Below are 13,633 nucleotides of genomic sequence, written 5' to 3'. Positions count from 1 at the left end.
GTGGGAATTTTTGACTATTTTAAGAGCAAAAGTGAGCCAACCTCTGCATCGGTTGCAAAGGATCGACTTCAGATTATTGTTGCCCATGAACGTAGTCGCCGTACTCAACCCGATTACTTAGAGCAAATGCAGCAGGAAATCATTGCGGTTATTCGCAAGTATGTTCAGATCGAAAGTGATGATGTTCAAATACAACTTGAGAATACTGATGACTGTTCTGTGCTTGAGTTAAATGTAACGATTCCTGAGAAGAATTGATGTTGCAGAAGTAATGCTCTTCTTAAGGTGAATAAATGGCCAAAACTAGTGAGTTTTGGCCATTTTTCTTTATAGACTTTGATTCTCATTTATTCTCAAGCAATTTTTCTAGGTGTATTATTTGGTCACCTGAAATGTTGGTTGTTGTATGTCGTATTTTACCCCTTTTCTAATTGTTGCCCTAAGTCTCGTTTTAGCTGGTTGTCGCGCTAGTAATGAGACGCTCGCTATCGAATCTTCCTCCGCTGATAAAAAATCAGATTTGCCTGTTCCATTAGATAATCCCAAGGCACAGCTAGGTAGCCAGCTTTTTTTTGATGTCAATCTTTCAAAGAATCGCAACCAATCTTGTGCAAGCTGTCATGATATTGGTAGAGCATTTGTTGATGGGCGTGAAACGGTGGATTTTGGTGCCGTATCATTGGGAAGTGATGATGCTTCCCATGGGGAGCGCAATGCACCGACTGCGGGCTATGCTGCGTTGTCGCCAATCTTTCATAAAATGAAAAATGGAGACTATCGAGGCGGGCAGTTTTGGGATGGTAGGGCGTCTAACCTAGCGGACCAAGCTGCAGGACCATTTGTCAATCCAGTTGAAATGCAGATGGAAAGTGAATCTGCAGTGGTGGATCGTGTATTGGAAAATCCAGCCTATGAGCGTCTTTTCAAAGAGTTGTATGGCGAATCTGTGTTTGCCGCGAAAGATAAAGCGTTCAATGCTATCACTGATGCCATTGCTCACTTTGAGCAGACGGAGTTGTTTATGCCGTTTGATTCAAAATACGATCGAGTGATGCGTGGTGAGGAGCGATTTACGCCTGAAGAGGAGTTAGGTAGAACGCTTTTCTTTTCTCAGCAATTCACAAACTGTAATGCTTGTCATCAACTGAATAGCTCGCCTTTTTATCCGAAAGAAACGTTTACGAACTACGAATACCGAAATATTGGTGTGCCTCGAAACCCGAATTTAGCTTTGGCAACTCTAGACGAAGGGGTGTTTGATAATCCTTTGGTCAACGAAGAAGCTCAAAGGGGTAAGTTCAAAGTGCCGTCATTGCGTAATGTAGCGGTTACAGGGCCATACATGCACAACGGTGTGTTCAAGGATTTGCGTACGGTTATCCTGTTTTATGATCATTACAATAATCCGATGAGAAAACTCAATCCTGAGACAGGCCTACCTTGGCAGGCACCTGAGGTGCCTGAAAACATAGATCTGGAATCCCTAGAGATCGGGCCACCTTTGGACAATCGTCGTGTTGATGCCCTAGAGGCTTTCCTTAAAACATTAACGGATCAGCGTTACGAGTATTTGCTAACGGAGTAATGACGTTATCCTTCACATTGTTTCCCTGAGCAGGTCTGGCTTTGTTGTGTCCGATTGTTTACATTTTTAACGGTTAAAGATAACAACAGAAGGAATATATCTTCATGAAATACAGTCAGTTAGGGCGAACCGGGATCGATGTGTCCCGTGTGTGTCTTGGTACGATGACCTGGGGGAAGCAAAATACTCAAGCTGATGCAGATGAGCAGATTGCTTTTGCATTGGATCAGGGTATTAACTTTTTTGACACTGCAGAAATGTATGCGGTACCGCCAACGCCTGAAACTTACGGTAAAACAGAATCTATTATTGGTAATTGGTTGTCTCGTCATGCTTCTCGAAGAGAAGAGATGGTGCTAGCGACTAAGATTGCTGGTAATGGTTTAAGTTGGGTCCGAGGTGGTGGTGACGTCACTGGAGAGGCGATCATTGCTTCCATTGATCAGTCACTTGATCGTCTTAAAACGGATTATATCGACCTTTACCAGATTCACTGGCCTAACCGTACTTCTCCTCATTTCGCCAAACACTGGCCGGGTATGTTGGACTTTTCGGGTGTCGCTACGGCGCAACACTCAGCAGAGATGCTGGAAATCCTTCAGGCACTAGGTGAGTGCGTTAAATCTGGCAAGATTCGCCATTTTGGTCTATCGAACGAAACCCCTTGGGGGATTAATGAGTATCTTCGTTTAGCTGAAAAGCACGATTTACCTCGAGTAGCGTCTATACAGAATGAATTTAGCTTGCTTCATGCGAAAGATTGGCCATTCTTAATCGAGAATTGTGTTCGAGAAGATGTGGCTTATTTGCCATGGTCTCCTCTTGCAGCAGGTGCCTTATCTGGGAAATACATTGATGGTGCTCGACCAGAAGGCAGTCGCTGGAGCTTTGCGCAGCGTAATGGCTTGTTCCGTGATACAGAAGCCTCTAATGAAGCTATTAAAGCCTACAAAGAGCTTGCTGAAGCCAATGGTTTGACGGCATCGCAACTGGCTTTAGCTTGGGTGGATCAAGTAGACGGTGTCACTTCTACAATTATTGGGGCGACTAAGATGTCTCAGTTAGAAGAGGACTTGAAGGCGTTTGATGTGGCGCTGGATGATGAGTTAATTGCACAAATTGGAAGCGTATTTAAAAAATACCCAATGCCTTATTAATATCCTATCATTTTCAAAAGACATAAAAAAACCCGGCAATTGCCGGGTTTTTTGTACGATCAGAAAGAGTGAATTACTTATCTTCTTTCTTAGCTTTAGCAGCTTCGATAACAGCTTCTGCTACGTTTGCAGGACATGGGTTGTAGTGAGAGAACTCCATAGAGAACTGACCACGACCAGATGTCATTGTACGTAGGTGACCGATGTAGCCGAACATTTCAGATAGAGGAACGTCAGCTTTGATGCGCACGCCAGTAGCGCCAGCTTCTTGGTCTTTGATCATGCCGCGACGACGGTTCAAGTCACCGATTACGTCACCAACGTGATCTTCTGGAGTGAACACGTCAACTTTCATGATTGGCTCAAGAAGTTGTGCGCCAGCTTTTGGAATAGACTGACGGAACGCGCCTTTCGCAGCGATTTCGAAGGCAATTGCAGATGAGTCAACTGCGTGGTAGCTACCGTCGAAAAGTTCAACTTCTACGTCAAGAACAGGGTAGCCCGCTAGGACACCTTCTTGCATCATAGACTTGAAGCCTTTCTCAACTGCAGGCCAGAATTCTTTAGGTACGTTACCACCAACAACTGTTGAAGAGAACGTGAAGCCAGAGTTTTGCTCACCTGGTTTAATGCGGTAATCGATCTTACCGAACTGACCAGAACCACCAGACTGTTTCTTGTGAGTGTAGCTATCTTCTACTTCACGAGTGATTGTCTCACGGTAAGCTACTTGTGGCTGACCAACGATTAGGTCTACACCGTAAGTACGCTTAAGGATGTCTACCTTAATGTCTAGGTGAAGCTCACCCATACCTTTAAGGATAGTTTCACCTGATTCTTCGTCAGTCTCAACTTGGAAAGATGGATCTTCTGCAACCATTTTACCGATTGCGATACCCATTTTCTCGTTGCCACCTTTGTCTTTAGGCTGAACAGCGATAGAGATTACTGGCTCAGGGAAGATCATCGCTTCAAGAGTACATTCGTGCTTAGGATCACATAGAGTGTGACCAGTTTGAACGTTCTTCATACCGATAACCGCTAGGATATCACCAGCTTGCGCTTCAGTGATTTCAGTACGGTCGTCTGCTTGCATCTCAACCATACGGCCGATACGCTCAGTTTTACCTGTTGCAGAGTTAAGTACAGTGTCACCTTTCTTCATGCGACCAGAGTAGATACGGATGAATGTTAGGGCACCGAAACGGTCGTCCATGATCTTGAATGCAAGCGCACGTAGTGGCTCATCAGCAGATACGGTTGCAACTTGACCAGTTGGCTCACCAGTTTCTGGATCAGTAAGATCTTGTGGATCAACTTCTGTTGGGTTTGGTAGGTAGTCAACAACAGCGTCAAGTACTAGTTGAACACCTTTGTTCTTGAATGCAGAACCACAGTAAGTTGGGAAGAACGCTAGGTCACGAGTACCTTTACGGATACAACGCTTGATTTCTTCGATTGCTGGAACAGTACCTTCTTCAAGGTATTCCATCAATAGGTCTTCGTCTTGCTCTAGAGCAGTTTCGATTAGCGCTTCGTGGTATTCTTCTACTTTATCAGCCATGTCCGCTGGGACATCAGTGATTTCGTAGTTTTCAGGAAGACCAGTGTCGTCCCAAATGAATGCTTTCTTAGAAAGAACGTCTACAACACCAACGAAATCATCTTCTTCACCGATTGGAAGAGTCATAACAAGTGGGTTTGCAGCAAGTACGTTTTTAACTTGGTCAACAACGCGGTAGAAGTTAGCGCCTAGACGGTCAAGTTTGTTAACGAAGATAACACGAGCAACTTCTGACTCGTTAGCGTAGCGCCAGTTAGTTTCTGATTGTGGCTCTACACCACCAGAACCACAGAATACACCGATACCGCCATCCAATACTTTCAAAGAACGGTATACTTCAACTGTGAAGTCAACGTGTCCAGGAGTATCGATAACGTTTAGGCGGTGACCTTTCCACTCACAAGTAACAGCAGCAGACTGGATTGTAATACCGCGCTCTGCTTCTTGTTCCATGAAGTCTGTTGTAGATTCACCGTCGTGTACTTCACCAGTCTTGTGGATTTTACCGGTAAGCTTAAGAATACGTTCTGTAGTGGTAGTTTTACCCGCGTCTACGTGGGCAAAGATACCGATGTTTCTGTAAAGTGATAAGTCAGCCATTACATTACTCTAATAAGTGTAGGATGAATTTTTCGCATGGTTAGTATACAAGACTTTCTCAGCGAAGTAGTCAGGTATTCGCGCGTATTCTATATTACTTTGCTAGCGCAATAAAAGGGGCGCGCTTGATGGTCCTGATATTTATTTGATTATTTTGGTCTAATCGCGCCTTAATCGATCTGATATTGCAATTGGGTTCGGGTAGTACAGAATGACGACGTAAGTCGATAAAGCAAAAGTCAAAATGGCAGTCGCTTGGATAACATGGCTGGCTTCTTCACCAATTAGCCCTAAAGAAGCGGCTAAATATGCAATCAAAAGTGAGAACTCGCTGACTTGGCCAAGTCTAAAGCCAACCTCCCAGCTGGTTGAGCGGTCTTCTCTCAGGCCTTTGAGTAAGAACCTGAAGACGGTTGGCTTGATGAGCATGGATAAGATTGCAAGAACCAAAGCAGGCCAGATCACCAGCCCTAGTAAGTCTAAGTTAAAGCTCGCGCCAATCGAAAAGAAAAACAGGATGAGAAAGAAGTCTCTAAGTGGCTTCAAGTGCGTAGCAATGTACTGTGAAATAGGGGAGGTGGCTAGCGCGACGCCTGCAACGAATGCTCCCATTTCAGCGGATAAGCCTAGGACTTCCGCTGTGGTCGCAAGTGAAAGGCACCAGCCAATGGATAAAAGAAATATATATTCATGAAAACGATCAAACTTGGTTATCAGAGGTAATAATAAATATTTCACCATCGCAAACGCACCAATAATGAGCGTAGGAAGTCCAATAACAGGCAGTAAATAATGTAGGTAAGCCGACTGTTCTGGATTTTGTTCTGACCCACCGATAGCCACAAGACCGAGTAAAACAGCTATGGCGATAATGTCTTGGAGTAACAGTAAGCCAACCACTAATTCACCCGTATGTTTGTGGTGTAAAACGGTTGTCGGCAGTAGTTTGATACAAACGATGGTGCTCGAAAACATCATTGCTAGACCAACGATGATGGACTCGATTTCAGTGTATTGGAAAGCTTTAGCGGTTAAGTAGCCTACTGCTGCGAAAGCAAGGGAGGATGCCACGGCTACCCAAGAGGCTTTCTTCAACATATTGAAAAGGTGACTTGGCTTCATGTCGAGGCCCAGCAAGAACAGTAAGAAAATGATCCCAATGTGGGACATGCCTTCAAGTAGTTCAGGCTGATCGACAAGCTTTAATGATGAGGGGCCTAAAGCAACCCCCAGTGCAATGTATGCAAGGATTAGGGGCTGTTTTGTATAAAGGGCGATCGAGGCAACAACCGCTGCCCCAGCAAATATTAAGAAGAAGGAGTGTACTATGCTTACATCCATGTGCTGCCCTTTTGATTAATTTACCAAGAGCTAGATGATACCTTCTTTTTACGTGTCATTGGAAATAGCAATCCAAAAACGCCGCCCAATAGTAAAGTACCGGCACCGATCATAAACCAACGTTGTTCCATTGATGAACTAAGTTCATTGTTCTGTGCTACTAGGGTGTCTACTTGTTGTTGCAGTGACTCAATTTTATAGTCTGACTCTTGATTGGCAGAGACAATCTGTTTTGCTTGTTGGGCTAGTTCAGACACATCGCTCAATTGTTTCTCGAGAGCTTGTTTCTGTGCAGTGAGGCTTTCAACTGAGTTAATCAGTTCATTATTGGTGTTCTTGGTTTGTTGCAATGTGTCTTCTGCTGCAATGCGTGACTCTTTGGCTTGGGTAAGTTGGTTTTGAAGATAAACCAATTCGTCACGACTCACGCGATCTTCACTGATGAAGTAGTTTGGCAGCCATCCTTCATTGCCATCTGGTGTGCGAACTTTTACATAGTCATTGCGTCGATCTAACACTGTAAGAGGGGTGCCACTCTTTATACCGCGTTCTGTTGCACGTGTATCGTTGCTTAGCCCTTCGCGGATGGCTACAAATTGGATGTCAGAAACATAAACGGTTTCCGCGTAAGTGGAAGTGATAACGCTAAAGGAAGCTGTTAATCCGAACAGTATTTGTTTTAGCACTTGAAGACCCTTTTACAATCAATTACTTGTATGCAGACAATAGCGCTACTGATAAGTAATCGCAACCGCTATAGAGCCGACTTTATATAGGTAATGTGTCAGCAACTTGTAAAACAAAAAAAGCGCAACATGTGTTGCGCTTTTTTGACTGGCTTTAAGCTTTATTATGCTGCGAAGTTTGCTGCTGCAAATTCCCAGTTAGCAAGAGCCCAGAACCCTTTTAGGTAGTCTGGACGAACGTTGCGGTAATCGATGTAGTAAGCGTGTTCCCAAAGGTCAACTGTGATCAATGCTGTTTGACCTGAAGTCATTGGAGTGCCTGCATTGCTAGTGTTAACGATTTCTAGAGAACCGTCAGCATTTTTTACTAGCCAAGTCCAGCTTGAGCCAAAGTTATTGACTGCTTTGTCGTTGAACGCTTCTTGGAATGCTGCGAAAGAACCCCATTTGGCATTGATTGCATCAGCAAGTGCGCCAGTAGGCTCGCCGCCGCCATTAGGGCTTAGGCTATTCCAGAAGAAAGTGTGGTTCCAGATTTGTGCTGCATTGTTGAAAACGCCGCCAGCTGGAGCAGATGTAATGATCTCTTCAAGAGATTTGCCTTCGTACTCAGAACCAGGAACAAGACCGTTTAACTTTGTAACGTAAGTGTTGTGGTGTTTACCGTAGTGAAACTCAAGAGTCTCAACTGACATATGAGGCTCAAGTGCATCTTTCGCATATGGTAGTGCTGGTAGTTCAAAAGCCATTTCTTTTCTCCTTGCTTTATAGTACTGAAAAGTGCTTGTGATCAAGCAGTTAATGGTGCTTATATAGTAGCATCGAACATTTGAATATTATATTCATTCTGTTTGTGTGGTTATTTATTCCCAAAGTTTTTCATAGTTCTACAATGATTGATGGCCGAACACTGTTATGCGCAAAGATGATGATGTCGAAATTCCTAGCTTAACTTTAGATCAAGACGAGTTAAGTGGTCGCAGCGGAGCTGCTTCTACCCCGAAAGCAGGCCGACAGCGCCTAAACCCACCTCCAGCAAGGCCTGCCTCAGTTCATGGTGGTTCTTCTCAAGTCCCAGCTAAGAAAACGAGTTTAGCGTTTGTCTACTTTTTAATGCTGTTGATTATTGCTGCCATTGCGGGTGGCGGTTATTGGTTGTGGCTTGAAAACCAAAAGTTGCGCTCAGAATTGCTTGGCGCTCGCAGTCAAATTCAAGACCTTGATAGTCAATTAGTTGCAGCTGATGTATCTAATACCAAACAAGGAGAAACGATTGAGGAGACGCTAGCAAACCACGATAGCGAAATACGTAAGCTATGGGGAGTGTCTTATGATCGCAACCGCAAAGCTATTTCTGATAATGACCAGAAAATCGAGCTGCTTGAAGGTAAGTTGGCTGAGCTGCGTGAAGTGGTTTCTACTCAAGGTAAACGAATTGCCATTCAGGCTGATACCTTTAATGAAGTCGAGAATGGCTACAATAGAATGTTGAAGACATTGGCGGAGATGGAGAAAGGTATTGCTGATCAAGCGCAATCTGTTCAGCAAGCGCAGGCAGCGCTTTCGACTCAGGTTGATGAACAAAAGACTGTGACCAAGTCTGTTACTGGGCAAGTGTCGAATTTGGAATCCCAGCTTGCAACGCTTAAGCGTTCCTTGGCAGCCCTTGAGAAAAGTATAAATAGTCAAAGCAAAACCATTGCGACTTTATCAGATGCTCCTGCAGCACCTGCCATACCAAATGATCTAACGTCTCGTTTGTCGAATACGGAGGAGGCGATTCGCTCTATAGATGAGTTCCGTCCACAAGTATTGCGTGAAATAAATAACCTTAAAGCGCAGGTGCGTCAGATGTCGTTGGAGTTAAGTATTGCCAATGGTGGTTAATTTAGTCATTAATTAATGTTGTTGATGTAGATCAAAGAAAGGCTGACTTGTTCAGCCTTTCTTGTTTTTTGCTTAAGGAAAAGCGTTATCAATTCGCTAGAATTCGCGCCATCGTAACTCCTTCTATAAAGATTTATTATGACCGAATTGCTCTCTCCTGCTGGTACCCTTAAAAACATGCGTTACGCTTATGCTTATGGTGCGGATGCAGTTTACGCAGGCCAGCCTCGTTACAGTCTGCGCGTACGAAACAATGACTTCACCATGGCAAACCTTGCTCAAGGTATTGAAGAGGCCCATAGCTTGGGTAAAAAGCTCTATGTAGCGACAAATATAGCGCCACACAATGCCAAAATTAAAACGTTTATCAAGGATATGGAGCCTGTTGTTGAAATGGGTCCCGACGCATTGATTATGTCTGATCCTGGCCTAATGATGCTGATTAAAGAGAAATGGCCCGATATGCCGATCCATTTATCCGTTCAAGCGAACGCGGTGAATTGGGCGACGGTCAAGTTCTGGCATAATTTCGGATTGGAGCGCGTTATCCTTTCTCGTGAGCTTTCGCTTGATGAAGTAGGCGAGATTCGTCAAATGGTTCCAGAGATGGAGATCGAGACGTTTGTGCATGGCTCTCTTTGCATCGCTTACTCTGGTCGTTGTTTGCTATCGGGCTACTTTAATCGCCGAGATCCAAACCAAGGTACTTGTACCAACTCTTGCCGATGGCAGTATGATGTGAAATCTGCTGTGCAGGATGAAAATGGTGATATCGTGCCAGCAGATGGTAGTCACCTTAAAGGAGTGCAAAGTTTTGATCCTTCTGAGTATACCGCACCTACTTTAGGTGAAGGTAAACCGTTCGATGATGTGGTGCTGCTTCGTGAACAAGGGCGTGAGGGCGAATTTATGCCTGCTTTTGAAGATGAACACGGTACCTACATTATGAATAGCCGTGATTTACGTGCAATTCAGCACGTTGAAAAGCTAATCGAGCTTGGTGTTCACTCGCTTAAAATTGAAGGGCGTACAAAATCACACTTTTACGCAGCACGTACCGCACAGTTGTACCGTAAAGCAATCGATGATGCGGTTCATGGCCAGCCATTCGATATGTCTTTGATGGATAAATTAGAAGGGCTTGCAAACCGAGGTTATACAGAAGGCTTCTATCGTCGTCACGTGCATGACCAATATCAGAACTATCAATATGGTAACTCAATTTCAGACCGCCAGCAGTTTGTTGGCGAAATGCTGGACTGGAATAATGGCTGGTTAACGATTGATGTGAAAAATCGTTTCAAAGTTGGTGATTCAATAGAGCTGATTACTCCGAAAGGTTCTATGGTGTGCAATATTGAAGCGATGGAGAATCTTAAGGGAGAGACTATGGCTGTAGCGCCAGGATCTGGTCATAAAGTGCGTATTCCGATGGCATATCAGCCTGAGCAACTAGAGCTTGGGTTGGTGATGCGAAATCTGCCAAACGCTATGTAAATAGTGTTTTGTGGATCTTTGGTAACTAAAAGGCTCGCTATGAGCCTTTTTTAATATCTATATGCTATGAAAATCTAGTTGGGTTGGTTTTTATAACTTTCTGGCATGTTATAGTTAGCAAAATGCAGAAGCCTTTTAATATTTGGATGAGATTATATGACAGTTACAGAGGCAAGACTGACTCACCTTAAACAGCTTGAAGCTGAGAGTATCCACATCATTCGTGAAGTGGCAGCAGAGTTCGATAACCCAGTGATGCTTTATTCCATTGGTAAAGATTCAGCGGTTATGCTGCACCTTGCGATGAAAGCGTTTTACCCAGGCAAGCCGCCTTTCCCGCTATTGCACGTTGATACTGGCTGGAAGTTCAAAGAGATGATTAAGTTCCGTGATGAACTTGTTGCTAATCTTGGTCTTGATCTTCTAGTGCATCAAAACCCTGAAGGTGTTGCTCAAGGTATTGGGCCATTTACACACGGTAGTGCAGTACACACTGACGTTATGAAAACTCAAGGCTTGAAACAAGCGCTTGATAAGTACGGTTTCGATGCAGCCTTCGGTGGTGCGCGTCGTGATGAAGAGAAATCTCGTGCGAAAGAGCGTGTTTATTCTTTCCGTGATAAGCAACACCGTTGGGATCCTAAAAACCAACGTCCTGAGTTGTGGAACATTTACAACGGTAAAGTGAATAAAGGCGAAAGTATTCGTGTATTCCCTCTGTCTAACTGGACGGAACTGGATATCTGGCAATACATCTACCTAGAGAGCATTCCAATTGTTCCTCTTTACTTCGCAGCGAAACGTCCAGTGGTTGAGCGCGATGGCGTTCAAATCATGGTTGACGATGAGCGTATGCCATTAAAAGAAGGCGAAGTGCCAGAAATGAAATCAGTGCGTTTCCGTACACTTGGCTGTTACCCATTAACGGGTGCAGTAGAGTCTGAAGCAGACACGTTACCTGAAATCATTCAAGAGATGCTTTTAACTAAGAGTTCAGAGCGTCAAGGCCGTGTCATCGACCACGATTCAGCGGGTTCGATGGAAGAGAAGAAGAAACAAGGTTATTTCTAAGGCTAGGAGTTGTAAGAATGTCTCATCAATCAGAATTGATCAGTCAAGATATCCTTGGCTACCTAAAACAGCATGAAGAAAAAGACCTGCTTCGCCTTCTAACCTGCGGTAACGTAGATGACGGTAAGAGTACGCTAATCGGTCGCTTGCTTCATGATTCTAAGTTGATCTATGAAGATCACCTAGATGCAGTAAAGCGTGACAGTAAGAAATCTGGCACGCAAGGCGAAGAAGTTGACTTGGCGCTGCTAGTAGACGGTCTGCAAGCAGAGCGTGAGCAAGGTATCACCATTGACGTGGCTTACCGTTATTTCTCTACTGAGAAACGTAAGTTTATTATTGCGGATACACCTGGGCATGAGCAGTACACTCGTAACATGGCGACAGGTGCCTCTTCTTGTGATCTGGCGATCATCTTGATCGACGCTCGTTACGGCGTACAAACGCAAACGCGTCGTCATAGTTACATTGCTTCGTTACTTGGTATTAAGCACGTTGTTGTAGCAGTTAATAAAATGGACTTGGTGGATTTCTCTGAGGAGAAGTTTAACGAAATCCGTGCGGATTACTTAGAGTTCATTGAGCAGCTTGGTAACCGTAAGCCAGAAGATGTGTACTTTGTGCCAATGTCTGCGCTGAAAGGTGATAACGTTGTTAATGCATCTGAGCAAACGCCTTGGTACCAAGGTGGTCCCCTGATGGAGATCTTGGAGCAGGTTCAGATCAACCGTGACGTTAAGAGCGATGCGTTCCGATTCCCTGTTCAGTACGTTAACCGTCCAAACCTTGATTTCCGTGGTTTTGCCGGCACCATCGCAGCGGGTCAGGTGAAGCCTGGTGATGAAATTATCGCGCTACCTTCTGGTAAAAAATCAAAAGTTGCTGAGATCGTAACGTACGATGGCAATTTGGAAGTGGCGAAGAAAGGTCAGGCAGTTACTTTGACGCTTGAAGATGAGATCGATATCAGTCGTGGCGACATGATTGTTCATCCGGGGCAAGAGCCAGAAATTAGCTCGAACCTTCGTGCCTCAATTGTGTGGATGTCTGAGCAGCCTTTGGTGCCAGGTAAGCTTTATAACTTCAAGCTTGGTACACAAACAGTGCCAGGCAAAGTGCATCACATTAACTACCGTGTTGATGTGAATACGCTTGAGCAAACTGAGGTTGACCAAGTTGAGTTAAATGTTATCGCGGACTGTGTTATCAGCTTCGATGCGCCAGTAGCATTTGATAGTTACCAGATTAGCCCTCTGACGGGGGCGTTGATTGTGATCGATCGTCTTTCAAACGTAACCGTTGGTGCGGGTATGGTTGAAGAGACGGTTGGTGACTTGGATGCTGATACTGTTGTAACGGCTGAAGAGCGTGCGGCACGTCTAGGTCAAAAACCAGCCGTTGTTGCATTGGCGTCTGGCTCTACAGTAGATGCTCAGCAGCTTGAGCGCTCTTTATTGCGCCGAGGTGTGGTAGCGTTTGCTAAGCTGGATGCATCGGTTGCTGAAGCGGAATTGCTTAAGCAAACTGGCGTTGTAGTTGTGGTGGCGGATGCAGCGATTGCTGATATCGAGCTGACCGATGGCAACCTTGAAGAGGTTGCAGAGCAAATTTTATCAACTGTTCGTCTGTAATTAGTCGATAAATCGTGTATAAAAAGCCACTGTTTTAACAGTGGCTTTTTTGTTTGTGAAGAAAATGATGTTAGATCAACTCTACTTGGCTCTTGTTGCTTATGCTGAGCATCGTGTGGCAGTCGCGAAAGAGGCGGCTAATCAAGCTCGTTCTGCGGCAACGGATAGAGAGAGTGTTGCAGAAACAAAGTGGGATACCTTTGGTTTAGAGAATTCTTACTTGGCTCATGGGCAATCGGTTCGTGTGGCTGAGTGTGAAGCCGATTTAGCATATTTTAAGAAATTCGCTTTTTCGGACAGCGATGAAATAACGCTGGGCTCTGTGTTTAAGGTTGAGCGTCAAGATGGCTGGAGCAAGATTGTTATCTTATCTCAGTGTTGTGGTGGCGCTGAGTTTGAGTGTCAGGGAAGCTCGATTTTATTGGTAACACCACAAACACCCCTAGGGCAGTCTTTGCTTGGTCGAGAAGAAGGGGACGAGATTTTGATGAAAAGTCGTGGTGTCGATCAAGAGGCAGAAATTGTAAAAATTTTTCTACCACGTGATTAGAAATTTGAATCTCGCCCTAGAGAGTAAAAGGCGCTTGGCATATAATGCTGGGCCTTAAATGATT

At 44.5% G+C, this 13,633-nt stretch carries 12 protein-coding genes; 8 read left to right on the top strand and 4 right to left on the bottom strand.

What is annotated here, in order from left to right:
* The 3 genes from minE (at position 1) to C8D85_RS03380 (ending at position 2,742) form a co-directional block, all read left to right on the top strand.
* Positions 1-258 carry a cell division topological specificity factor MinE gene (minE, locus tag C8D85_RS03390; protein WP_133559943.1) on the top strand — a complete coding sequence of 86 codons (258 nt, stop codon included), beginning with the start codon at positions 1-3 and terminating at the stop codon, positions 256-258.
* Positions 259-406: 148 nt separating this feature from the next.
* Complete coding sequence (locus tag C8D85_RS03385) at positions 407-1,585, top strand: cytochrome-c peroxidase (protein ID WP_133559942.1); 1,179 nt, start codon at positions 407-409, stop codon at positions 1,583-1,585.
* Between the two features lie 104 nt (positions 1,586-1,689).
* The gene (locus C8D85_RS03380) at positions 1,690-2,742 is read left to right on the top strand and encodes an aldo/keto reductase (RefSeq protein ID WP_133559941.1); all 1,053 of its coding nucleotides are present in this window, start codon (positions 1,690-1,692) and stop codon (positions 2,740-2,742) included.
* Between the two features lie 73 nt (positions 2,743-2,815).
* On the opposite strand, the gene fusA is transcribed toward C8D85_RS03380, so the two are convergent.
* From fusA to C8D85_RS03360, 4 genes are all read right to left on the bottom strand, one after another.
* Entirely contained in the window at positions 2,816-4,906 is a 2,091-nt protein-coding gene (gene fusA, locus C8D85_RS03375) for an elongation factor G (RefSeq protein ID WP_133559940.1), read from the bottom strand.
* Positions 4,907-5,065: 159 nt separating this feature from the next.
* The gene (locus C8D85_RS03370; RefSeq protein ID WP_133559939.1) at positions 5,066-6,247 is read right to left on the bottom strand and encodes a cation:proton antiporter domain-containing protein; all 1,182 of its coding nucleotides are present in this window, start codon (positions 6,245-6,247) and stop codon (positions 5,066-5,068) included.
* 20 nt (positions 6,248-6,267) lie between these two features.
* Complete coding sequence (locus C8D85_RS03365) at positions 6,268-6,933, bottom strand: TIGR04211 family SH3 domain-containing protein (protein WP_133559938.1); 666 nt, start codon at positions 6,931-6,933, stop codon at positions 6,268-6,270.
* A 164-nt stretch (positions 6,934-7,097) separates the two neighbouring features.
* Positions 7,098-7,682 (bottom strand): superoxide dismutase, encoded by a 585-nt coding sequence (locus C8D85_RS03360; RefSeq protein ID WP_133559937.1) that lies wholly within the window; start codon positions 7,680-7,682, stop codon positions 7,098-7,100.
* A 166-nt stretch (positions 7,683-7,848) separates the two neighbouring features.
* Here C8D85_RS03360 and C8D85_RS03355 point away from each other — a divergent pair, with 166 nt between their 5' ends.
* The 5 genes from C8D85_RS03355 (at position 7,849) to C8D85_RS03335 (ending at position 13,569) form a co-directional block, all read left to right on the top strand.
* Positions 7,849-8,820, top strand: coding sequence for a hypothetical protein (locus tag C8D85_RS03355; RefSeq protein ID WP_133559936.1), 972 nt, complete (start codon positions 7,849-7,851; stop codon positions 8,818-8,820).
* 138 nt (positions 8,821-8,958) lie between these two features.
* Complete coding sequence (trhP, locus tag C8D85_RS03350; protein WP_133559935.1) at positions 8,959-10,317, top strand: prephenate-dependent tRNA uridine(34) hydroxylase TrhP; 1,359 nt, start codon at positions 8,959-8,961, stop codon at positions 10,315-10,317.
* Positions 10,318-10,473: 156 nt separating this feature from the next.
* Positions 10,474-11,388, top strand: a complete 915-nt coding sequence (cysD, locus tag C8D85_RS03345; protein WP_133559934.1) for a sulfate adenylyltransferase subunit CysD — start codon at positions 10,474-10,476, stop codon at positions 11,386-11,388.
* Positions 11,389-11,405: 17 nt separating this feature from the next.
* Positions 11,406-13,019, top strand: a complete 1,614-nt coding sequence (gene cysN / locus C8D85_RS03340; protein WP_133559933.1) for a sulfate adenylyltransferase subunit CysN — start codon at positions 11,406-11,408, stop codon at positions 13,017-13,019.
* A 64-nt stretch (positions 13,020-13,083) separates the two neighbouring features.
* Positions 13,084-13,569 (top strand): GreA/GreB family elongation factor, encoded by a 486-nt coding sequence (locus tag C8D85_RS03335; RefSeq protein ID WP_133559932.1) that lies wholly within the window; start codon positions 13,084-13,086, stop codon positions 13,567-13,569.
* The last annotated feature ends 64 nt before the right edge of the window (positions 13,570-13,633 follow it).

Source organism: Marinomonas communis, from assembly GCF_004363305.1.
Taxonomy (GTDB): domain Bacteria; phylum Pseudomonadota; class Gammaproteobacteria; order Pseudomonadales; family Marinomonadaceae; genus Marinomonas; species Marinomonas communis.
The sequence above is the reverse complement of the archived record's forward strand: the minus strand, read 5'-3'. Positions and strand labels throughout refer to the sequence as shown.